Raw genomic sequence first — 22,230 nt, 5'->3', positions numbered from 1 at the left:
TCGCGAGGGGAGTCAGTGGGTCATGAAGGAGGAGACGGGCAGCGCCCGGGAGACGATCCGGACGTCGCCGAGGCGGCCGTGCAGGATCTGGTCGATCCGGTCCGCGTACTCGTAGCCGCCGAGCAGCCACGGCTTCCCGGACGAGGCGATGCCGGTCGCGCTGGCGTGCGGGTTGCGGGCCACCGGGCAGCCCTGGACGTACATCGTGGTGTGCCGCCCGTCGTTGACGACGGCGAGGTGCCACCAGGTCTCACGCGCGGTCTCGTCGCCCCAGTTGGTGACCAGCTGCCGCTGGTTGAGCGGGTGCGTCGCCCACTGCGTGCCCGGACCGTCGGTGATGGAGAGGGTGGCCAGCGGCTCGTCCGGGTCGTCGGTGACGGTCCCGACCGACCCGTTGCGACCGGACCGGCTGACCAGGCCCGACCAGGCGTGGTGCGAGGCGTCCCAGTCGGCGGGCAGCCAGTAGAACGCCTCGATGGTGTAACCGTCCCTGAAGGTAGCCGAGTTCAGCGGGGCGCCGTCGACCGTCCGCAGGTAGGCGCCCTTGAGCGGCGACTTGTAGCCGGTGAACTCCAGGCTGCCGTGGCCCGGCTGGTCCGGGTGGTGGTCCGCGGACCAGCCGAGGGTCCCGCCGCCCACCGGGACGACGGTGAGGTCGTTGCCGTTGCCGGACAGGTCGCGGACCGTGCCGGAGACCGGCGAGTCGAACCGCCAGTAGGCGGCGGTGCCCCGGACCAGCAGCTGCGAGGCGGGCCGCGCCGGACGGACCGGCACCGGGGCGAAGCCGGCGAAGCGTTCCTCGAAGTCGATGCCGACGGAGAAGCGGTCGCCGTCGCCGCTCAGCTCCATCTCCTGGCGCTCCAGCTCGTTGAGGCCCTTGGCCGCCCGGCCGAGGATCCACGGCGAGACCGTCTCCACGTCGATGACGTTCCGGTCCAGGTCGAAGTGGTAGAGGCGGATCATCGCCGCGCCGCCGTAGTAGCGGTTCTGGTAGTTCGTCAGGTGCAGGTGCACCTCGTTGCCGGCGGCGTTCGTGCGCACCGCGCGGCGGGCCGGCCAGAAGTGGCCGTTCAGGGTGAGGAAGATCTGGTCGTGCCCCTCGATCAGCTGGTCCCACAGCTGCTGCCCGTACGAGGACAACTCGTCGTCGTCCACGACCAGTTCGTGGGTGGTCAGGATGACCGGCGCCTTCGGGTGCCGTGCGATGACGTCCTTCGCCCAGGCGTAGCCCTGGGCGGACAGCCGCCAGTCGAGCGCCAGCACCAGCCACTCGCGTCCGGCCGCCCGGAACAGATGGAACGTGTTGTAGCCGTCCGGGGAGGCCCCGCCGAACGTCGGCTTGTCCTCGAAGCGCCGCGGCCCGAAGGTGTCCAGGTAGGGCGAGGGGCCGCGCTGGTCGTCCGTGGACGACCTGATGTCGTGGTTGCCGGCCAGCACGCTGTAACCGACCCCGCGCCGGTCCAGGATCCCGAACGCCTTGCCGATCGCCGCGAACTCCTCCTCGGCGCCGTTCTGGGTGAGGTCGCCCAGGTGGCTCAGGAAGACGATGTTCTCGTCGCCCGCGCCGCCCTGCTCCAGGAGGTACCGCAGCGACGCCTCGATCGGCGCCGGGTTGATGCTCGGCCCGTCGAAGAGGTACTGGGTGTCCGGCATCACCGCGAGGGTGAAGCGACGGCTCTCCGGATCGGGGCGTCGACCCGAGCCGCCGGACGCCTCGGCGAGGGACGGCAGCGCGACCCCCGCCGTGGCGGCGGCGCCGAGCAGCGCGGTGGCCCTCAGGAAGTTGCGTCGGCCGGCTCCGGCCTGTGCGGCCTCGCCCTCGGTGTGGTCATGCGACGTACACACGTGCGCTCCGTGGTTGACGAGAAGTGACGACGAGGGGCGTGGGGGGATCTCAGAGGGTGCGCAGGGTCCAGCTCCAGCGGTGGACGCCCGGCGCGACGAGGTAGGAGGGGAGGGTGTCGGGGCCGCACGAGGCGGTGCCGAGGCCCCGGTGGGCGGCGTCGATGTGGACCACGCAGCCGGCCCGGGGCACGAGTTCGTCGTGGTGGGCGACGGCGGTGAGGTCCTCGGCGCGGTAGCGGCTGACGGAGACCTGGCGGGGCTCGTCCAGCTCGACCGCGAGTCCGGTGGCGTCCGGCGCCGACAGCGTGAACCGCCGTACGCCGTGCCGGCCACCGCTCTCCTGCGGGCGCAGGTACGGGGTGAACAACTCGTCCACCGGCAGGCGGTGATGGCCGACCGGGGCACCGGCGGCACGGTCGGGGTACGACTCCCAGGGACCCCGGCCGAACCACTCCAGCAGATCGGGCCCGGCCACCGTCTCGAAGACCGAGCCGACCCGGGCCACGTCGTCGAACTCGGCGGGCAGCTCGGCCGACTCCTCGACGCGGATACCGCCCTCCACCGCGGTGAACTCCTGCCGGTGCCGCACGACCCCGGTCGTGCCGGCGTACTCGGCGTGCACCGTCACCCGGTCGTGGTCCCGCCGTACCGAGACCACCTTGCGCACCAGGCTGTCCAGGCCCCAGGCCCGCCAGCGCGGCGCGATCCCGCCCAGCTCGTCGTTGTCGGTGGGCGCCCGCCACAGGGACAGCGTCGGCGCGGCGGCCAGCAGCGGATGGCGCAGCAGCCCCTCGCCGTCCACCTCGACGCCGGGTCCGCCGGGCACGGGCGCCGGGACCGGGGCCGGGCCGGGGGCCCGCAGCCGGATCTGCGGCGCGCACACCTCCGTGCCGGCCGGTGCCCACGCCTGGTCCTCGGCCGTGCTCACGCGCAGCGTCAGCCAGGCCTCACCGCCGTCCGACGGGATCCCGAAGGGCAGCGGCACGGCCGCGGTCTCGCCGGGGCACAGCTCGGGCAGCTCGGCCGGACCGGTCAGGGTACGGCCGTCGGCCAGCGCCAGCTCCCAGGTCGCGGTCAGCCACTCGAAGCCCCGGAAGTGCTGGTGGTTGGCGAGCACGATGCCCTCGTGCCGGAAGCACCGGATGCGGACCGGCGCCGCGGTCTCCCGGTGCTCGTACATCGCCGGCTTGGGGGTCCGGTCGGGGAAGACCATGCCGTCCGCGACGAACGCCCCGTCGTGCGGGGACTCGCCGAAGTCGCCGCCGTACGCCCAGCGGTGGCCGGGCGCGGCGACACCGTTGTCGTACAGTCCGGCGCCCGCGCGCCCGACCGGTCTGCCGTCGCTCACCCGCTGGAGAATTCCGTGGTCCCAGAACTCCCAGATGAACCCGCCCTGAAGCCCCGGAGTGGACTCGATGGCGGCCCAGTGGTCGGCGAGCGTGCCGTTGCTGTTGCCCATGGCGTGCGAGTACTCGCACTGGATCAGCGGTTTCGTCTGCTCCCCGGAGAGCGCGTGGGCCACGCAGTCCTCCAGGGGCGCGTACATCGGGCAGGCGATGTCGGAGGCCACGTCCGGATCCGCCCAGCCCCGCTTCGCCGCCCCCTCGTACTGGAGCGGCCGGGTCGGGTCGTGCCGCCGTACCCAGCCCGCCGCCGCGTCGTGGTTGGCGCCGTAGTCGGACTCGTTGCCCAGCGACCAGACGATGACCGACGGGTGGTTCTTGTCCCGGCGCACCATGCGTGAGACCCGGTCCACGAAGGCGTTCAGGTAGCGCGGGTCGTCCGCGATCTCGTGCGCGTGGTCGTGGGACTCGATGTCTGCCTCGTCGACGACGTAGAGGCCCAGCTCGTCGGCGAGGTCGTAGAACGCCGGGTCGTTCGGGTAGTGCGCGGTGCGGACGGCGTTGAAGCCGAACCGCTTCAGCAGCACCAGGTCCGCGCGCATGTCGTCGTACGAGACCGTGCGCCCGGTCAGTGGGTGGAAGTCGTGCCGGTTGACGCCGCGGACGAACACCCGCTCGCCGTTGACCAGCAGGTCGCGGCCGGTGATCTCGACGTCCCGGAAGCCGACGCGGTGGTGCGAGGCGTCGGCGACCGTGCCGTCCGGGCGGTGCAGCCGGACGGTCAGCCCGTACAGCTCGGGCTGTTCCGCGTTCCAGGTGCGCACCCCGGGCACGTCGGTCTGGATGCGGGCCTCGCCCAGGAAGTCGGAGACCCGGTCGTCCTCGGCGTTGAGCCGGTCGAACTCGGCGTCCTGCGCGAGGGGTTCCCCGTCCAGGTCACCGGTGACGTACCAGCCGTCCGGCAGTGCGCCGCGGCTGTCCCGCACCGCGCAGTCCACCCGCAGTCCGCCGTCCCGCCGTGCCCGCACGGTCACGTCCGCGAGGTGCAGCGGGTCGGTCGCGTACAGCAGCACGGAGCGGGTGATCCCGCCGTGCCACCAGTGGTCCTGGTCCTCGACGTGCGAGGCGTCCGACCACTTGACGACGGTGAGGCGCAGCACTGACCGCACCCCGGGGCGGACGACCGCGGTGAGGTCGAACTCGGCGGCCAGGTGGGAGTCCTTGGAGACGCCCACGGGCCGCCCGTCCACGTGCGCGAGGAGCACGCTCTCCGCCGCGCCCACCTGGAGCACGATCCGGCGCCCGGCCCACTCGGCGGGGACGTCCACCTCCCTCTCGTAGACCCCCGTCGGGTTGGCGGCGGGGGAGTGCGGCGGGAACTCGGCGAAGGGCATCGTCACGTTCGTGTACCGCGGCAGGTCGCCGGTGTCCTGCGTGGTCCAGGGACCGGGCACGTGGGCCGTCGTCCACGCACCGCCGACCGGCGCGTCCGGAGCCGGCAGCAACCGGAAGCGCCAGTCGCCGTCCAGGGGGAGCGCTCCGGAGCGCCGGTCGACGGCGTTCATGGGCAGCCGCCCCCAGGAGGTCACCTCGGGTGCCTCCCAGGGGCGGAGCGCGACCAGCGGGTCGGTCACTTGACGGCTCCCTTGGCCAGGTCGCCGATGATCTGGCGGGCGCCGACCGCGAACACGACCAGCAGGGGGACGAGGGCGAGGAGCGCGCCGGTCATGACCATTCCGTAGTCGGTGGTGCCGTGGGTGCCGTTGAGCTGGGACAGCGCGACCTGGAGGGTGACGTTGTCCGGGTTGGTGAGGGCGATCAGGGGCCAGGCGTAGTCGTTCCACTGGCCCATGAAGGTGAAGATGCCGAGGAAGGCGAGGCCCGGCCGGACCACCGGGAGGGCCACGTGCCAGTACTGGCGGAGGAAGTTCGCCCCGTCGATGCGGGAGGCGTCGAGGAGTTCGTCGTGGATGGCGCCCTTCATGTACTGGCGCATCCAGAAGATGCCGAACGCGTTGGCCGCCGCCGGCACGATCAGCGAGGTCATCGAGCCGATCCAGCCCAGCTTCGCCATGATCACGAACTGCGGGATGGCGGACAGCTGGGCCGGGACCATGAAGATGACCATCAGCAGTGCGAACAGCACGTTCTTGCCGGGGAAGGCGAACTTGGCGAAGACGAAGGCGGCCAGCGAGTCGAAGAACAGGACCAGGAAGGTCACCGATCCCGCGACCAGCAGCGAGTTGGCCATCGACCCGAAGAAGTCGATGTTGTCGAAGAGGCTGCGGGCGTTCTCCAGGAAGTGCGAGCCCGGCAGCAGCTTCGGCGGGTAGGAGAAGATCTCCGACGTCGTGTGCGTCGACATGATCACGGCCCAGTAGAACGGGAAGGCCGAGAGCAGCAGACCGGCGACCAGGACGGCGTGCAGGGCGACACCGCGGCCGCGGGTGCCCCTGACGGCCCTGGGGCGTGTCGTGCGTATGGATGCCATGGCGTGCGGCCTCCCTAGTCCTCGCCCCGGCGCTGCACCAGGCGCCAGTTGACGATCGAGAAGATGATGACGACGAGGAAGATGCCCCAGGCCACGGCGGCGCCGTAGCCGAAGTCGTTGTTGTCGAAGGTCTGCTGGAAGAAGTAGAGGACCATGGTCTGGCCGGCGTGGCCCGGACCGCCCGCGAACGTCGAGTCGTTGGAGGTGGTCTGGAGCAGCACCTGGGGTTCGGAGAAGCTCTGCAGACCGGTGACGGTCGACACCACGAGTACGAACAGGAGCACCGGCCGCATCATGGGCAGTGTGATCCGGAAGAAGGTCTGCACGGGTCCGGCGCCGTCCATGCGGGCGGCTTCGTACAGTTCACCGGGGATCGTCTGGAGCCCGGCGAGGAAGATGATCGCGTTGTAGCCGGTCCACTGCCAGGTCATCAGGGTGGCGATGGCGATCTTGATGCCCCACGGGGTGTTCAGCCAGGCCACCTGGTCCAGCCCCACCGCCTGGAGGAAGGCGTTGACCAGGCCGAAGTTGGTGGAGAACACCGAGCCGAAGATGATCGCGACCGCGACCACCGAGGTGACGTTCGGCAGGAAGTAGGCGAAGCGGTAGACGTTCTTGAAGCGGACCGCCGAGTTGAGCATCACGGCCGTCACCATCGCGAGGAAGACCATGGGAAAGGTGGCGAGCGCCCAGATGACGATCGTGTTCCCGACCGCGGTCCAGAAGTCGGTGTCGCCCAGCAGGTACCGGTACTGCGACAGGCCTGCCCACTCCATCGTGCCGAGACCGTCCCAGCGGTGCAGGGATACGTAGAGCGAGAAGCCGACAGGGATCAGGCCGAAGCAGAGGAAGAGCAGGTAGAAGGGGGAGATCGCGGCGTAGAGGTGCCAGTACTTGCGCAGTCCGGTGCGGGGGCCGGCCGTGGCGGTCCGTGCCACGGCCGCCGGAGGCTTCTGCAGTGCGGTGGCCATCAGACGCTCACCCCCAGGTGTTCGGCGATGCGCCGGCATTTGCTCATGGCGTCCTTCCAGGCCTGACCGGGGTTCTTGCCGAGGACGCCGACGTTCCTGATCTCGTCCTTGAGGGGCTGCCCCAGGGCCACGTCGAACGGGCTGTTGTAGGCGACCGCGATCTTCCGCGCGGCGGGCCCGAAGACGTCCATCGTGACCTGGCCGCCGAAGAACGGGTCGGGCGCGCGCAGGGTCTTCAGTCCGTACGACTGCGGCGTGGAGGGGAAGAGTCCCGCGTCGACGAAGCCCTGGGCCTGGTTGGCGGGGTCCAGCATCCAGGTGATGATCCGGAACGCCTGCTCGGGCTCGCGGCACTCCTTGGTGATCGACAGGAAGGAGCCGCCGTTGTTGGAGGGCCGTACCGGCATCTGGGCCACCCGCCACCGGCCCTTGGTCCTCGGTACGCCGGTCTTGATGTCGTTGGTGGCCCAGGACGCGTTGAGCTGGCTGGGCAGCTTGCCGTCCTGGAGCGCGGAGAGCTGGTCGGGCGTGCCGCTGACCAGGTCCGAGACGATCCCCCGGCGCTTCGCCTCGACGGCCAGTGCCCAGGCCCGGCGGACGTGGTCCTGGTCGCCGATGAAGTGCCGGTCCTTGTCGACGTACCGCGCGCTGCCCTGCGTCACCACGTTCTCGAAGACCGCGTTGACGTCGGAGAGCAGGCAGGTCCTCGGGATCCGCTTCTTCAGCTGCTCGCCGGCGGCGAAGAACTTCTCCCAGGTGTCCAGTCCGGCGGAGACGTCGTCGGGTTCGTAGGGCAGCCCGGCCTTCCGGAAGACCTCGTACTGGTAGAAGTGGGCGACCGGGCCGCAGTCGATCGGGAAGCCGACCATGGTGCCGTCGTCGGCGATGCCCTGGTCCCACTTCCAGGACAGGTACCGGTCGCGGTACCCGTCCGCGCCCAGCGTGCGCAGGTCCACGAACTGGTCCGCGTTCGGGAGGTAGGACGCCATGTCCTCGCCCTTGAGGCCCGCGATGTCCGGGATGTGGGCCCGGCCGGTCATCGTGGTGAGCAGCTTGGAGCGGTAGTAGCCGCCGATCTTGACGGCCTGCAGGGCGACGTCCGCGCCGTAGCGGGCCTTGGCGTTCTTGACGACCGTGTCGCCGAGGCCGCCGTCCCAGTACCACAGGACCATGTTCCGGCCGGTGGAACCGGTCGGAACGGCACAGCCGGATGCCAGGCCGCCGAGCGCCGTGGCGGCCGAACCGGCCAGGCCCGCGCGCAGCAGGCCTCTTCGTGAGAGCCGCACAGCTCCCACCGCCTTTCGGATCTTTCGGATCTGTTCGGGACTTTCGCGTGGAACGCAGAGCGTGGAGCGTGGGGGAGCGGGAGGCGTGGGGGCCGCCGTGGGGGCGCAGGGCCGCGGTGCGGGGGTCAGGGCCGCGGTGCGGGAGGTGTGACGGGTGCGTGGCGTACGGGCGGGCCGGGGTCGGCCGGCAGCCGGTCGGTGAGGAAGCCGTAGGCGCGCCGCGGTTCGGGGTCGGTGAGCGAGCGCCACCAGCGGTCGACGCCGTACCAGCCGGGGGCGGCGAGCGCCCCGCCGTGGTGGCCGACCGAGAGCCCGGCGGCGAGCACGGCGAACCGCAGCCGTTCGGCCAGCGGCCAGCCGGCGAGGGAGGCGGTCACGAAGCTCGCCCCGAAGACGTCCCCGGCGCCCGTCGCGTCGAGGACGTCCACGGCGAGGGCGGGGACCTCCGCGTACTCGCCGGTGGTCTGGTCGACGGCGACCGCGCCGTCACCGCCGCGCGTCACCACGGCCACCGGGACCAGTTCGGCGAGGCTCCCGAGAGCCGCCGCCGCGCTGCCGGTGCGGGTGTAGGCCATCGCCTCGGTCTCGTTGGGGAGGAAGGCGTGGCACAGGGCGAGCTGGTCCAGGAGGTCGCGGGACCACTGCCGGGTGGGGTCCCAGCCGACGTCGGCGTAGATCCGGGTGCCGTTCGCGGCGGCCTTGGCGATCCACTCGCGGGGTTCCGCCTCGATGTGGACGAGGGCGGTGCGGGCCTCGGGCGGGTCGCCCATCAGCACGTCCTGCGAGTACGGCGGCTGCGAGCCGTGGGTGACCAGGGCCCGGTCCCCGCCGTGGGCCAGGGCGACGGTGACCGGGGTGGGCCAGCCGTCGGCGGTACGGGACAGGGAGAGGTCGACGCCCTCCTGCCCGGCGAGGACCTCCCGGCAGTGGGCGCCGTAGAAGTCGTCGCCGAAGACCGTGGCGAGCGAGGTGCGCAGGCCGAAACGGGCGGCCGCGACGGCGAGGTTGGCGATGCCGCCGGGGCCGCAGCCCATGCCGGCCGTCCAGACCTCCTCGCCCGGTGTCGGCGGCTTTCCGAGCCCGGTGAGGACGAGGTCGTAGAAGAGGAGTCCGGTCAGCAGCACGTCGGGCATGTCGTCGTCCACACGCCACCCTCTCGTCAAAACTCGTCAATTTCGATGACGGAATCGTGCGCTGCGACGCGAGATTGGTCAATACACGAGCAGAACTGAGCATAGAAATGATTGGAGATGATGAGTACTGTTCATCGCGTGCTGGCAGAACGACGACACCAACTCATCCTGCGGGCCCTGCGCTCGGGCGGCCCCGCGGCCGTGACCGACCTCTCCGAGCAACTCGGCGTGAGCCCCGCCACCGTCAGGCGCGACCTGCTCAAACTGGAGGAGGAAGGGCTCCTGACACGGGTGCACGGCGGTGCCGTCGCCGACGAGGGCGACCAGCCCTTCGCCGAGGTCGCCGAGGTACGGGTCGCGCAGAAGGACGCCATAGCCGCGCACGCGGCGGCCCTCGTCGCGGACGGCCAGTCGGTCCTCCTGGACATCGGCACCACCGCCTACCGGCTGGCCCGCCAACTGCACGGCCGCCGGCTCACCGTCATCACCAGCAACCTGGTGGTCTACGAGGAACTGGCAGACGACGAGGGCATCGAACTGGTGCTGCTCGGCGGCATGGTCCGCCGCGAGTACCGCTCCCTGGTCGGGTTCCTCACCGAGGACAACCTGCGCCAGCTGCACGCCGACTGGCTCTTCCTCGGCACCAGCGGGGTGCGCCCGGGCGGCCAGGTGATGGACACGACGGTGGTGGAGGTGCCGGTCAAACGGGCGATGATCGGCGCGAGCGACACGGTGGTGCTGCTCGCCGACGCCGCCAAGTTCCCGGGTACGGGCATGGCGAAGGTCTGCGGTCCCGAGGACCTGGACATGGTGGTGACCGACGCACCGGTCGACCCGGTGACCCGGTCCGCCCTGGAGGAGGCCGGTGTCGACGTGGTCCTGGCAGGAAAGGCTCAAGCGTGAGACTGACGATTCTGGGCGGCGGCGGATTCCGGGTGCCGCTCGTGTACGGGGCGCTGCTGACCGACCGCGGCGCGGGCCGGGTCACCGAGGTCGTGCTGCACGACCTCGACGCCGGCCGGCTCTCCGCGGTCGCCCGGGTGCTGGCCGAACAGGCGGCCGACGTCCCCGGCGCCCCCGCCGTGACCGCCACGACCGACCTCGACGAGGCCCTGCGCGGCGCCGACTTCGTCTTCTCCGCGATCCGGGTCGGCGGCTTGGAGGGCAGGGCCGAGGACGAGCGGGTGGCCCTCGCCGAGGGTGTCCTCGGACAGGAGACGGTCGGCGCGGGCGGGATCGCCTACGGACTGCGGACCGTGCCCGTCGCCGTCGACATCGCCCGCCGGGTGGCCCGACTCGCCCCCGACGCCTGGGTCATCAACTTCACCAACCCCGCGGGCCTGGTCACCGAGGCCATGTCCCGCCACCTCGGCGACCGCGTCATCGGCATCTGCGACTCCCCGGTCGGCCTGGGCCGCCGCATCGCCCGGGTGCTCGGCGGGAACCCGCGGGAGGCGTGGATCGACTACGTCGGCCTCAACCACCTCGGCTGGGTGCGCGGTCTGCGCATCGCGGGCCGCGACGAACTCCCGCGCCTGCTCGCCGACCCCGCCCTGCTCGGCTCCTTCGAGGAGGGCAGGCTCTTCGGCGTCGACTGGCTCCAGTCCCTCGGCGCGATCCCCAACGAGTACCTGCACTACTACTACTTCAACCGCGAGGCCGTCCGCTCCTACCAGCGGGCGGAGAAGACCCGCGGCGCCTTCCTGCGCGACCAGCAGGCGCGCTTCTACGAGACGGTCACCGGCCCGGGCGGCGGGGCCCTGGACGCCTGGGACCGTACCCGCGCCGAGCGCGAGGCGACGTACATGGCCGAGAACCGGGAGAGCGCGGGCGCCGGCGAGCGCGACGCCGACGACCTCTCCGGAGGCTACGAGAAGGTCGCCCTGGCGCTGATGCGGGCCATCGCCCGCGACGAGCGCACCACCCTGATCCTCAACGTCCGCAACCGCTCCACCCTGTCGGTGCTCGACGGCGAGGCGGTGATCGAGGTGCCCTGTCTGGTCGACGCCAACGGCGCCCACCCGGTCGCGGTCGCCCCGTTGCCCGACCACGCCACCGGTCTGGTCTGCGCGGTCAAGGCCGTCGAACGCGAGGTGCTCGCCGCCGCCGAGTCCGGCTCGCGCACGACGGCCGTGAAGGCGTTCGCCCTGCACCCCCTGGTGGACTCGGTGAACGTGGCCCGCCGGCTGGTGGAGGGGTACACCGAGGTCCATCCGGGGCTGGCGTATCTTAAGTAGGCAGCCTCGGAAAGCGCTTTCCATCCTTCTTCTGGAGACTTCCATGCACGACGAACGCCGCCGGATCGAGGAGCGCGTGGAGCGCCTCCACAACCAGCGCATCAAGCCCGCCCGCTACCCGGCCTCCGTTCCCTTCGAGGTGTCCGCCTGGCAGGCCCCCGGCGAGCCGGTGCCCTTCGAGGAGGCCGCGGCCGCCCACTACGAGCCGTTCACGACGGACACCCCGTGGGGTCCGCCGTGGGGCACCACCTGGTTCCGGATGCGCGGACAGGTCCCCGCCGGGTTCGCGGGCCGCCGCGTCGAGGCCGTCATCGACCTCGGCTTCGTGGGGGACTGGCCGGGCAACCAGGCCGAGGCGCTGGTCCACCTCGCCGACGGGACCCCGCTCAAGGCCGTCAACCCGCTCAACCAGTACGTGCGGATCGCCGACCCCGCCACCGGCGGCGAGGTCGTCGACTTCCTGGTCGAGGCCGCCTCCAACCCCGACATCCTGGCGAACGACTTCGCGGCGCCGACCCCGCTCGGCGACGTGCTGACCGCCGGCGACAAGCCGCTCTACACCCTCCGGCGCGCCGACATCGCCGTCCTGGACGAGGAGGTCTTCCACCTCGACCTCGACGTCCAGGTGCTGAAGGAGCTGATGCTGGAGCTCGGCGAGCACGATCCGCGCCGGCACGAGATCGCGCACGCCCTCGACCACGCCATGGACCTGCTCGACCTGGACGACGTCGCCGGCTCGGCCGCCGCCGTGCGCGAGGCCCTGAGGCCGGCCCTCTCCAAGCCCGCGCACGCCAGCGCCCACCGCGTCTCCGGCGTCGGCCACGCGCACATCGACTCGGCCTGGCTCTGGCCGATCCGCGAGACCAAGCGCAAGACCGCCCGCACCTTCTCCAACGTCACCTCGCTGGCCGAGGAGTACGAGGAGTTCGTCTTCGCCTGCTCGCAGGCCCAGCAGTACGAGTGGGTGCGCGACAACCACCCGCGGGTCTGGGCCCGGATCCAGGAGTCCGTCAAGAAGGGCCAGTGGGCGCCGGTCGGCGGCATGTGGGTGGAGTCCGACGGCAACCTGCCGGGCGGCGAGGCCGTCGCCCGCCAGTTCGTGCACGGCAAGCGGTTCTTCATGGAGCACTTCGGCATCGAGACCAAGGGGGTGTGGCTGCCGGACTCCTTCGGCTACAACGCCGCCTACCCGCAGATCGCCAAGCTCGCCGGCAACGAGTGGTTCCTCACCCAGAAGATCTCCTGGAACCAGACCAACAGGTTCCCCCACCACACCTTCTGGTGGGAGGGCATCGACGGCACCCGCATCTTCACCCACTTCCCGCCCGTCGACACCTACAACGCCCGCTTCAGCGGCGAGGAGATGTCCCGCGCGGTCCGCAACTACGCGGAGAAGGGCGGCGCCACCCGCTCGCTGGCCCCGTTCGGCTGGGGCGACGGCGGCGGCGGCCCCACCCGCGAGATCATGGAACGGGCCCGCCGGCTGAAGGACCTGGAGGGCTCCCCGCGCGTCGAGGTCGAGCACCCGGACGCGTTCTTCGCCAAGGCCCGCGCCGAGTACGAGGACGCCCCGGTCTGGGTCGGCGAGCTCTACCTGGAGCTGCACCGCGCCACCTACACCTCGCAGGCCCGCACCAAGCAGGGCAACCGGCGCAGCGAGCACAAGCTGCGCGAGGCCGAGCTGTGGGCCACCACGGCCGCCCTGCACGCGCCCGGCTACCGCTACCCGCACGAGAGGCTCGACCGGCTCTGGAAGACGGTCCTGCTCCACCAGTTCCACGACATCCTGCCGGGTTCCTCGATCGCCTGGGTGCACCGTGAGGCGGAGGCCGAGTACGCCCGCGTGGCGGGGGAGCTGGAGGCGCTCACCGCCGAGGCGGTCGCCGCGCTGGGCGACGGCCCGGCCCGGGTCTTCAACACCAGCCCCTACGACCGCGCCGAGGTCGTCCGCGACGCCGCGGGCACCCTGGTCCACGTCGAGGTGCCCGCGGGCGGCAGCGCGCCGCTGAGGGCCGCCGCCGATGCCCCGCGGCCGGTGACGGTCGAGGGCCGGGTCATCGACAACGGACTCGTCCGGGTGGAGATGGCCGAGGACGGCACCCTGGCGTCGGTGTACGACCACCGGGCCGCCCGCGAGGTCCTGGCCGGCCAGGGCAACCTGCTGCGGCTGCACACCGACCTCCCCAACTACTGGGACGCCTGGGACGTCGACAAGCACTACCGGAACCGCTACACGGACCTGCTGGACCCCTCCGAGATCACGGTCGCCGAAGCGGACCCGCTGCTCGGCTCGATCCGGGTCACGCGCCCCTTCGGCAACGGCTCGAAGATCACCCAGACCGTCACCGTCCGGGCCGGCAGCCCCCGGATCGACTTCGAGACGGACATCGACTGGCACGAGGCCGAGAAGTTCCTCAAGGCCGGCTTCCCCGTGGACATCCGCGCCGCGCACTCCTCCGCGGAGATCCAGTTCGGCCATGTCCAGCGGCCCACGCACACCAACACCAGCTGGGAGGCGGCCCGCTTCGAGGTCTCCGGCCACCGCTGGGTGCACCTCGCCGAACCCGGTTACGGCGTCGCCGTCGTCAACGACTCGACGTACGGCCACGACGTCTCCCGCACGGTCCGCGAGGACGGAGGCACGACCACCACGGTGCGCCTCTCCCTGGTCCGCGCCCCGCGCGTACCGGACCCGGGCGCCGACCAGGGCCGCCACCGCATCACCTACTCCCTGCTGCCCGGCGCGAGCATCGGGGACGCGGTCGCCGCGGGCTACGCCCTGAACCTCCCGCTCCGGGTGGCCGACGCCGCGGGCCCGCCGGAGCCGGTCGTCTCCGTCTCCGGCGAGGGCGTGACGATCGAGGCGGTCAAGCTCGCCGACGACGCCTCCGGCGACGTCGTGGTCCGGCTCTACGAGTCCGGCGGCGGCCGCGCCCGGGGCGTGCTGCGCACCGGCTTCCCGCTGGCGGGCGCCCAGGTCACCGACCTGCTGGAGCGTCCCCTGGAGGACGCGGCCACCGACGGTGACACCGTCGCGGTGGAGCTGCGCCCCTTCCAGATCCTCACCCTGCGGCTGCGGAGGAGCTGACCCGATGGCCGTGCAACCCTGGTTCACCGACGCCAAGCTGGGGATCTTCGTGCACTGGGGCATCTACGCCGTCGACGGGGTCCAGGAGTCCTGGTCCTTCTACGACGACATCGTGCCCCACGAGCGGTACATGTCCCAGCTGGAGCGGTTCACCGGCGCCCGCTACGACCCGAGGGCGTGGGCGGACCTGTTCGCCCGCGCCGGGGCCCGGTACGCGGTGCTCACCAGCCGCCACCACGACGGGGTCGCCCTGTGGGACACCGCGTACGGCTCCCTGAACCTCGGCAGGGACTACCTCGGCCCCTACGCCGAGGCCCTGCGGGAGAAGGGCCTCAAGGTCGGCCTGTACTACTCGCACTCCGACTGGAACCACCCCGACTACGCCTCCACGCGCAAGCCGGGCCGCCCACCGGAGCAGGAGGACAACCGCTACTCGGAGGTGGCGGCCGGACACGAGGACCTGGCGGCCTGGGAACGCTTCCTCGCCTACCGCGACGGCCAGATCACGGAACTGGCCTCGCGGATCCGGCCGGACCTGATGTGGTTCGACGGGGAGTGGGAACGCAGCGAGGAGCAGTGGCGGATACCCGAACTGGCCGCGCTCGTCAGGTCGTACGTCCCGGACGTCGTCTTCAACGCGCGGATGCTCGGCGAGGGCGACTACGCCACCCCCGAGCAGGGCGCCCCCGTCGTGGCGCCGGACGGCCCCTGGGAGCTGTGCCTGACGATCAACGACTCGTGGGGCTACCGACACCACGACGACAACCACAAGTCCCTGGCCCAGCTGATCCGCTACTTCACCGAGACCATCGGGGGCGGCGGCAACCTGCTGCTCGACGTCGGCCCCATGGAGGACGGCACCATCCCGCCGCCGCAGGTGGAGCGGCTGGAGGGACTGGGCGAGTGGATCAGGCGGCACGCCGGGGCCGTGTACGGCACCGGGCGCGGGCTGCCGGCCGGGCACCACTACGGGCCCAGCACCCTCTCCGCCGACCGGCGCACCCTGTATCTCACCCTGTTCGACGCGCCGCGCGCCGAGATCGGGGTCCGGGGTCTGGCGACCGTGGTGAGCAGGGTCACGGTCCTCGGCACCGGCGCCGGGCTCGGCCACCGGGTGGTGGGCGGGCTGCACGAGGCGGTCGGGGTGCTGTGGATCGACCCGCCGGCGGCGGCCGACCTCGACCCGTACGCCACGGTCCTGGCGGTCGAGCTGGACGGGGAGCTGGAGCTGTACCGGGGGTCCGGCCGGTTCTGAGCCGTTTCGCCCCCTCTGCAGATAAATCTCATATGAAGAATTAAGAGAACGGTAAGTTGGCTGGTCGCGGCGGCTTTCCAGGCCGTCGCGACCCCTTTCGTTGCCCTTTTGTACATCTGTGGTTCGCCTTTCACCCCTGGGATGCGGAACGGCAGGGACGAGAGAGAGGCATCACCGTGCGAGACCCGCGAATGTCAGCGATCGCCAAGGGGCTCAAGCGCCGCGGACGGCTCATGGCGCAGGCGGTGAGTCCTCCGCGCAAGCCCCTGGACGCGATCCCGACCCAGCGCCCGGCGCGTCCGCTGCCGCAGCCCGCGGAGGCCTACGTGGCCCCCCGTGCGCCGCGCCTGGTGGAGAGCCCCGTCTTCGTCCTCTCCTCGGTGCGCTCCGGCTCCACGCTGCTGCGCGTCCTGCTGAACAGCCACAGCCGGATCCGCGCCCCGCACGAGATGCACCTGCGCACGGTCCACGTGCGGATGTCCCGGGAGTTCACCGCGGACGCCATGAAGGAGCTGGCGCTCGACCGCGAGGAGCTGGAGCACGTCCTGTGGGACCGGGTGCTGCACCTGGAGCTCGACCGCAGCGGCAAGGACGTCATCGTCGACAAGACCCCGCCGAACACCCTGATCTGGCCCCGGCTGCACCGATGTTGGCCCGAGGCGCGGTTCGTCCTGCTGCTGCGCCACCCCGGCGCCGTCATCCAGTCCCTGACCAGCCGGCGCGCCGATCCCGACCACGAGGCCATCCAGGCCGAGGTGCTGGGCTACGCCGAGAAACTCGAGGAGGCGCGCCTGAACCTCCCCGGTGTCCATGTGATCACCTACGAGGACCTGACCGCGGACCCGGAGCGGATCACCCGCGGGCTGTGCGCCTACCTCGGTGTCCCCTGGGAGAGCGGGATGCTCGACTACGGCAAACAGGACCACGGCACGTTCAGGCCGAAGCTCGGGGACTGGAGCAAGGAGATCAGGTCCGGCCGGATCCAGGCCGCCCGCCAGGCCGACCCGGCGGCCGAACTCCCGCCAAGGCTGGCGGAGATAGCGAAGGCGTGGGGGTACCCGGTCTAGGCACCCCCACGCCCGCCCCGTTCGACGCTCAGCCGGTGAAGCCGGCCGTGATCGAGGTGAACTGCCAGTTGCTCTGGCTGATACCGGAGCAGTTGCTCACCACGCCGCCGCCGGCGCAGCCGCGGTCCCGGTTCGCCGCCCAGAACGCGAGCCGGGCGATGTGGTGGGAGTTGCCCCAGTCCCGGATCTGCGTCCAGATCGCCGGGGTCGTGTTCTCCTGCTGGTCCGACAGACCGTTCATGCCGGAGATCCCGATGTGCGCGTAGGCCGTCGCGTCGTCCCATCCGAAGGTGGACTTCAGCTTGGTCTTCAGCCCCTCGGCCGCGGCCACCGTGTTGCCGTACATGTCGGCGCCGCCGCCGAAGTCGAACGGCATGATCGTGAAGACGTCGATGTTCGCGCCGAGCGACTGGGCCTGCTCGATGAGCCGGTTGCCGTAGTACGTCGGCCCGGTGGTGGACGTGCCGAAGGTGACGATCGTCCTCAGGCCGGGGTTGTTGGCCTTGACCGTCTTCAGGGCGGTCAGGATCCTCGCCTGCACGGCCTCGTTCTCGAACTCGTCCGTGTTCTCGACGTCCATGTCGACGGACTTGAGGCCGTAGGCGTCGATCACCTTCTGGATCGCTCCGGCCAGCGCGCTCGCCGAGGAGCAGTTGGCGCCGAGCTTGCTGCCCTGCCAGCCGCCGAAGGACGGGGTGATGTCACCGCCGGCCGCCCGGATCTGGTTGATCGCGCTCTGGTCGGCGCCGCCGGTCAGCGCCCGGCTGCCGTCCCAGGCCGGTGTGCAGCCGCCCGAGTCCAGCACGAAGGCCATGGTGAAGTTCTTGATCCCGGTCGCGCTCATCACCGTGGCCGGGTTCGGCGGATCGCCCCAGCCCTCGTACAGGTAGGGCGCGGCCTGCTTGAACCCGGTCCCGCCGCCGGTGCCCGTGTCGGTCGTGACGCTCACGGAGTTGGAGGCGGCCGAGACGTTGCCCGCCGCGTCCCTGGCCTTCACGCTGAACGTGTACGCCGTGGCGGCCGACAGGCCGCTCACCGTGGCGGACGTCCCGGAGACGCTCGTCGCCAGGGTCGAACCACGGTAGACGTCGTACCCCGTCACGCCCACGTTGTCCGTGGCGGCCGACCACGACAGGGAGACGCTCGACGAGGTCTTGCCGGTGGAGGTGAGGTTCGTGGGCGCGGTGGGCGCCTGGGTGTCGGAGCCTCCGCCGCCGGGCCCGTCGAGGCTGATGTCGTCCGCGTAGTAGGTGCCCTGCGCGTACCAGCCGTGCACGTAGATCTGGGCGCTGGTCTGCGAGGCCCCGGTGGTGAAGGAGACGCTCAGCTGGCTGTACGCGGACGGTGAACTGGTCCACGTGGAGGTGCCGCCGGTGACCCCGAGGTAGACGTACGAGCCGCGGACCCAGCCGCTGAGCGAGTAGGTGGTGTTGGGCTGTACGGCGACGGTCTGCGTGCACTGGGCGGTGTCACTGGAACTCACCGCCCCGGCGAGGGCCTTGGACCCGCCGTGCACGGGGGAGGAGACGACCGAGCCGAGGTTCCCGGTGCAGGACCAGGGCGACAGGCTCCCCGACTCGAAGCCGGGGTTGGACAGGACGTTGGCCGCCTGCGCGGTACCGGGCAACGCGATGGCCCCGGCGAGCGCGAGGGCGGCGGATCCGACCAGTGCGAGTATCCGACGTCTGGAACGTCCGAGTGAGTTGCGCACGCGATCTCCCTGTGGGGATGGGGGTGTTGGGGAGGTGCACGAAGGTGCGAAGGTGCGAGGGGGGTGCGCAACAAAAATGGTATGGACCAATCCAGCTGTCAAGGAGACAGGCGTGAATTGGTCCATACCGGTGAGCTCAAGCGCCCCGCGAGGGGCGCGGGGAACTGCGCGGCCGGCCACAGCGGACGGGCAGTCGGCGTCATGTCTAGAGGGGCAGCACCTCAGCCGCGGCCTCCACCGACCCCACGGCAACAGGAGCAGTCACGGCCGCCTGCAGCATCACCTCGTCGGCCTCCTCCCGCTGCACGGGAACCGACGGGAGGACGGGCTTCGGCCCCGACACCACCGCGTAGTCCTGCCCGAGGAACGGCGGCTCGATCACCCCGGGGTCCTCGCCCAGTGCCAACTGCACAGCGGCCCAAGGGGCGTTGACTCCACAGAGCGACAGCTGGTGCAGCCCGCCCGCCGGCCGCGTGTTCACGTCGAGCAGCACCGGCTCGTCGCCGTACATGCGGAACTGGATGTTGGACAGGTAGTACAGTCCGAAGCCCTCGGCGATCAGCCGGGCCGGCCTCAGCCAGCGCTCGTCCAGGGTGAAACCGCGGCGGCGGCCCTTCTTCGTGCGGCCCACCGCCAGCCGAATCCGGTTGTCGGGCCCGGTGAGGCAGTCGACGGACACCTCCGGCTCCTCCAGACGCGGCATCACCAGCCAGTTCACGGGCTCCTCGGCACGGCGCAGCGCGTCGAGGACCAGGTCGAGCTGGACGTACGGGCCGGGGAAGCCGTTGAGGTGGAAGAGCGAGAAGGGGCCGCGCGTGATCACCCGGAAGCCCACACCGCCCGCACCCGCGGCCGGCTTGAAGCAGGCCTTGTGCCCGTCGGCCTCCAGCTTCTCCACCGCGCAGACCAGTTCGTCCGCGGTGCGGACCCGCCACCAGGGCGGTACCGGGACGCCGACCGCGCTGACCGCCTCGTACGCGGTCGCCTTGTCCTCGAAGACGGCCGTGCCCTCCGGCGTCGGCGCCAGCAGGGCCGTCCCGACCGCCTCGAAGTCGGCCCGGTGGGCGACGATCGCGCTCTGGTGCAGCCGGGGGACGAAGACATCGATGCCACGGCGCTGGCACTGGTCGAGCGCGTACTCCACGTAGCCGGCCGGGGAGAGGCCCTCCGGCTCCAGCTCGGCGGTGTCGGCGGCGGCCAGGACGGGGGAGTCGGGATCACCGTGCGTCGCATGGATCTCGACCGCCCGGTCGCTGGGATTTCTCCGCAGCTGATCCATGAAGAACACGTTCTCCGCGTACGTGCGGTTGAGCCAGACGCGTACGCGAGAGATCATGCAGGGCCGCCTTTCGGGGGTTTTCGGGCAGGGCTGAGCGCGCCCGGCCCGGGCAGGGCGCTTGGAGGGTCACCAAACCGCCCTGGACGGGGGGAAGTTCGTGGCGGTGGTGTTGGGGGGATCATACGGCTTTCAAGGGGCCCCGCGTGCAACGCCCGTGTTACGGATTCCCCGGTACTGTCCACACGCGTTTTCCTGCACCGTCCACGTCGGTTTCCTTGACTGGCCGGCACCGCTCGGCGGACCGCCGGCCGGTGTCCGCCGAATGGCCGCCGACAGGCCGACAGGTCCTCTTGTTCCGTCGGCCCGACCTGTGCTGAGGTGGGTGGCGACGACATGATCGGAAGGGGTGCGAGGTGGAGTCCACGGCCGGTGCCGGACGGTTGCTGGCCATCAGCGACCTGCACATCTCGTACCCGGAGAACCGCGAACTCGTCGAGAGGATGCGCCCGGAGACGGACGACGACTGGCTGATCGTGGCCGGTGACGTCGCGGAGACCGTCGCCGACATCCGCTGGGTCCTGGAGACCTTCGCCGACCGCTTCGCCAAGGTGCTCTGGGCCCCCGGCAACCACGACCTGTGGACCCACCCGAAGGATCCGGTCACCCTGCGCGGGGTCGCCCGCTACGAGCACCTCGTGGGCCTGTGCCGGGAGCTCGGCGTGGTCAGCCCCGAGGACCCCTATCCCGTCTGGGAGGGGCCGGGCGGCCCGGTCGCGGTCGCACCGCTCTTCCTCCTGTACGACTACTCCTTCCTGCCGGCCGGCTGCGCCACCAAGGAGGAGGGCCTCGCCTACGCGCACGGCACCGGCATCGTGTGCAACGACGAGTACCTGCTGCACCCCGACCCCTACCCGACCCGCGAGGACTGGTGCCGGGCCCGGGTCGAGGCCACCGAGCGCCGGCTCGCCGAACTGCCCGGGGACCTGCCGACCGTGCTGGCGGCCCATTACCCGCTGGACCGGCACCCCATGGACGTCCTCTGGTACCCCGAGTTCGCCATGTGGTGCGGCACCACCCGTACCGCCGACTGGCACCGCCGGTTCCGCGTGGACACCATGGTCTACGGTCATCTCCACATCCCCCGGACCACCTGGCACGAGGGCGTCCGCTTCGAAGAGGTCTCCGTGGGATACCCCCGCGAGTGGCGCAAGCGCTCCCAGCCCCCGGGCAGGCTGCGCCGCATTCTGCCGATGGAGGTCGGAACAGGTGATCGAGGAGCTGCTCCCGGACTCGGTGGTGGCCGTGGAGATGCTCGGTGACGAGGCGATCCGCGAAGCCCCCCTCTACCCCGGGGAGGCGGAGCTCGTCGCACGCGCCGTGCCCAAGCGCCGCCGCGAGTTCTCCGCCGTGCGCGCCTGCGCCCGGCGGGCGATGGAGAAGCTCGGGGTCCCGGCGCAGCCCGTCCTGACCGGTGAGCGCGGCGCACCGCGCTGGCCGGCCGGGCTGGCCGGCAGCATGACCCACTGCGAGGGCTACTGCGCGGCCGCCCTGGTCCGCGCCGGTGATCTGGCCTCCCTGGGCATCGACGCCGAACCGCACGCGCCGCTGCCCGTGGGCGTCGCGGAGGCCGTCCTCCTGCCCACGGAGCAGGAGCGGCTGCGCCGGCTCGCGGCCGAGCGGCCCGACGTGCACTGGGACCGCCTGCTGTTCAGCGCGAAGGAATCGGTCTACAAGGCGTGGTTCCCCCTCACCGGCAAGTGGCTGGACTTCATGGAGGCCGACATCGAGCTCGCCCCGGAGCCCGAAGCCCGGCCGCACGGCACCCTGCGCGCCCGCCTGCTGGTGCCCGGTCCCCTCGTCGGCGGGCAGCGGGTACAGGTCTTCGAGGGCCGCTGGAGCGTGCGGCACTCGCTGGTGGCCTCGGCCGTGACGGTGCCGCACCGCTGACGGCTCAGGTGGGTGGGCACCAGTCGTGCAGGAGGCGGAAGAAGGCCTCCTCGTTGCCGGCGAGGCCGGCCCCGGCCAGGGCCTCCTCGGCCTCGGCGAGTACGGCCGGCGGCACCAGGAAGGGGCGCGGAGCGCCGTCCGGGGGGCCGTCGAAGGCCGCGCGGACGGTGTGCAGCAGCCTCAGATAGGCCTGGACGGCGGTGCGCTCACGGTCGGTCAGTACGGCGGTGGGCATGGCTCGGCTCTCCCCGTCGGTCGTCTCGGTCACGCGCCCGGACGGCGCGGCCGCACCGCGTGTGCGGTACGCACCCACCAGCTTGCCGTCCGCCACTGACAACGCCTGCCCGCTGCGCCTCGGTTCGCCCGCTCAGCCGACCCCGAACCGCCTCCGCGCCCGGTTCGGGGCCGTGCCCCTGCCCGCACCGGGCTGCCGAGCCCTGCCGGACGGTCCCGCCCAGGCCGGAGCCCCGCCGATCCCGGCGGCAGACCGGGACCCGTGCCAGACCCGGACCGGCGGCGGACCGGGGCCGGTGCCAGACCGGAACCGGAGGCGGACCCGGACCGGAGGCGGACCCGG

At 71.5% G+C, this 22,230-nt stretch carries 16 protein-coding genes; 7 read left to right on the top strand and 9 right to left on the bottom strand.

The window, feature by feature from the left end:
* Nucleotides 1-12: 12 nt before the first annotated feature.
* The 6 genes from ACFY3I_RS01885 to ACFY3I_RS01860 all read right to left on the bottom strand — a co-directional run bounded on the left by ACFY3I_RS01885 (nt 13) and on the right by ACFY3I_RS01860 (nt 9,081).
* Nucleotides 13-1,845 (bottom strand): LamG-like jellyroll fold domain-containing protein, encoded by a 1,833-nt coding sequence (locus ACFY3I_RS01885; RefSeq protein ID WP_390858891.1) that lies wholly within the window; start codon nt 1,843-1,845, stop codon nt 13-15.
* A 49-nt stretch (nt 1,846-1,894) separates the two neighbouring features.
* Nucleotides 1,895-4,822: a glycoside hydrolase family 2 TIM barrel-domain containing protein gene (locus tag ACFY3I_RS01880; RefSeq protein ID WP_390858890.1), complete on the bottom strand. Its 2,928-nt coding sequence runs from the start codon at nt 4,820-4,822 to the stop codon at nt 1,895-1,897.
* The gene (locus tag ACFY3I_RS01875) at nt 4,819-5,679 is read right to left on the bottom strand and encodes a carbohydrate ABC transporter permease (RefSeq protein WP_365288516.1); all 861 of its coding nucleotides are present in this window, start codon (nt 5,677-5,679) and stop codon (nt 4,819-4,821) included. The genes ACFY3I_RS01880 and ACFY3I_RS01875 overlap by 4 nt, the downstream gene beginning before the upstream one ends.
* Before the next feature lie 14 nt (nt 5,680-5,693).
* On the bottom strand, nt 5,694-6,650 hold the full coding sequence (locus tag ACFY3I_RS01870; protein WP_390858889.1) for a carbohydrate ABC transporter permease: 957 nt from the start codon (nt 6,648-6,650) through the stop codon (nt 5,694-5,696).
* Nucleotides 6,650-7,936, bottom strand: coding sequence for an ABC transporter substrate-binding protein (locus ACFY3I_RS01865; protein WP_390859410.1), 1,287 nt, complete (start codon nt 7,934-7,936; stop codon nt 6,650-6,652). The genes ACFY3I_RS01870 and ACFY3I_RS01865 overlap by 1 nt, the downstream gene beginning before the upstream one ends.
* Nucleotides 7,937-8,061: 125 nt before the next feature.
* Nucleotides 8,062-9,081, bottom strand: a complete 1,020-nt coding sequence (locus ACFY3I_RS01860; protein ID WP_390858888.1) for a carbohydrate kinase family protein — start codon at nt 9,079-9,081, stop codon at nt 8,062-8,064.
* 126 nt (nt 9,082-9,207) lie between these two features.
* Between ACFY3I_RS01860 and ACFY3I_RS01855 the strand changes: the two genes are divergently transcribed.
* The 5 genes from ACFY3I_RS01855 (at nt 9,208) to ACFY3I_RS01835 (ending at nt 16,716) form a co-directional block, all read left to right on the top strand.
* The gene (locus ACFY3I_RS01855) at nt 9,208-9,972 is read left to right on the top strand and encodes a DeoR/GlpR family DNA-binding transcription regulator (RefSeq protein ID WP_390858887.1); all 765 of its coding nucleotides are present in this window, start codon (nt 9,208-9,210) and stop codon (nt 9,970-9,972) included.
* Nucleotides 9,969-11,306, top strand: a complete 1,338-nt coding sequence (locus ACFY3I_RS01850) for a 6-phospho-beta-glucosidase (protein ID WP_390858886.1) — start codon at nt 9,969-9,971, stop codon at nt 11,304-11,306. The genes ACFY3I_RS01855 and ACFY3I_RS01850 overlap by 4 nt, the downstream gene beginning before the upstream one ends.
* Nucleotides 11,307-11,349: 43 nt before the next feature.
* A complete protein-coding gene (locus ACFY3I_RS01845) occupies nt 11,350-14,394 on the top strand; it encodes an alpha-mannosidase (RefSeq protein WP_390858885.1) in 3,045 nt (1,014 codons plus the stop codon).
* A 4-nt stretch (nt 14,395-14,398) separates the two neighbouring features.
* Nucleotides 14,399-15,649 carry an alpha-L-fucosidase gene (locus ACFY3I_RS01840; RefSeq protein WP_390858884.1) on the top strand — a complete coding sequence of 417 codons (1,251 nt, stop codon included), beginning with the start codon at nt 14,399-14,401 and terminating at the stop codon, nt 15,647-15,649.
* Nucleotides 15,650-15,825: 176 nt separating this feature from the next.
* Nucleotides 15,826-16,716 (top strand): sulfotransferase family protein, encoded by an 891-nt coding sequence (locus ACFY3I_RS01835; RefSeq protein WP_390858883.1) that lies wholly within the window; start codon nt 15,826-15,828, stop codon nt 16,714-16,716.
* 28 nt (nt 16,717-16,744) lie between these two features.
* Here the strand turns inward: ACFY3I_RS01835 and ACFY3I_RS01830 are convergent, their stop codons facing one another.
* Complete coding sequence (locus ACFY3I_RS01830; RefSeq protein ID WP_390858882.1) at nt 16,745-18,427, bottom strand: carbohydrate binding domain-containing protein; 1,683 nt, start codon at nt 18,425-18,427, stop codon at nt 16,745-16,747.
* A gap of 205 nt (nt 18,428-18,632) precedes the next feature.
* Nucleotides 18,633-19,763, bottom strand: coding sequence for an ATP-grasp domain-containing protein (locus tag ACFY3I_RS01825; RefSeq protein WP_390858881.1), 1,131 nt, complete (start codon nt 19,761-19,763; stop codon nt 18,633-18,635).
* A 356-nt stretch (nt 19,764-20,119) separates the two neighbouring features.
* On the opposite strand from ACFY3I_RS01825, the gene ACFY3I_RS01820 reads away from it, so the two are divergent.
* Together ACFY3I_RS01820 and ACFY3I_RS01815 are read left to right on the top strand one after the other, a co-directional pair.
* Nucleotides 20,120-21,025: a metallophosphoesterase gene (locus ACFY3I_RS01820; RefSeq protein WP_365288536.1), complete on the top strand. Its 906-nt coding sequence runs from the start codon at nt 20,120-20,122 to the stop codon at nt 21,023-21,025.
* Nucleotides 20,973-21,653, top strand: coding sequence for a 4'-phosphopantetheinyl transferase (locus ACFY3I_RS01815; RefSeq protein WP_390858880.1), 681 nt, complete (start codon nt 20,973-20,975; stop codon nt 21,651-21,653). The genes ACFY3I_RS01820 and ACFY3I_RS01815 overlap by 53 nt, the downstream gene beginning before the upstream one ends.
* Before the next feature lie 4 nt (nt 21,654-21,657).
* Here the strand turns inward: ACFY3I_RS01815 and ACFY3I_RS01810 are convergent, their stop codons facing one another.
* Nucleotides 21,658-21,888, bottom strand: coding sequence for a hypothetical protein (locus ACFY3I_RS01810; protein ID WP_360488262.1), 231 nt, complete (start codon nt 21,886-21,888; stop codon nt 21,658-21,660).
* Nucleotides 21,889-22,230 lie beyond the last annotated feature (342 nt).

The organism is Streptomyces sp. NPDC001068 (genome assembly GCF_042897315.1).
Taxonomy (GTDB): domain Bacteria; phylum Actinomycetota; class Actinomycetes; order Streptomycetales; family Streptomycetaceae; genus Streptomyces.
This window is presented reverse-complemented; position numbering and strand designations above follow the sequence as displayed.

What these genes read in the sequence shown, in the direction of transcription:
- ACFY3I_RS01870 (WP_390858889.1), bottom strand. Translation starts at nt 6,650, where the DNA reads ATGGCCACCGCACTGCAGAAGCCTCCGGCGGCCGTGGCACGGACCGCC.
- ACFY3I_RS01810 (WP_360488262.1), bottom strand. Translation starts at nt 21,888, where the DNA reads ATGCCCACCGCCGTACTGACCGACCGTGAGCGCACCGCCGTCCAGGCC.
- ACFY3I_RS01825 (WP_390858881.1), bottom strand. Translation starts at nt 19,763, where the DNA reads ATGATCTCTCGCGTACGCGTCTGGCTCAACCGCACGTACGCGGAGAAC.
- ACFY3I_RS01840 (WP_390858884.1), top strand. Translation starts at nt 14,399, where the DNA reads ATGGCCGTGCAACCCTGGTTCACCGACGCCAAGCTGGGGATCTTCGTG.
- ACFY3I_RS01875 (WP_365288516.1), bottom strand. Translation starts at nt 5,679, where the DNA reads ATGGCATCCATACGCACGACACGCCCCAGGGCCGTCAGGGGCACCCGC.
- ACFY3I_RS01845 (WP_390858885.1), top strand. Translation starts at nt 11,350, where the DNA reads ATGCACGACGAACGCCGCCGGATCGAGGAGCGCGTGGAGCGCCTCCAC.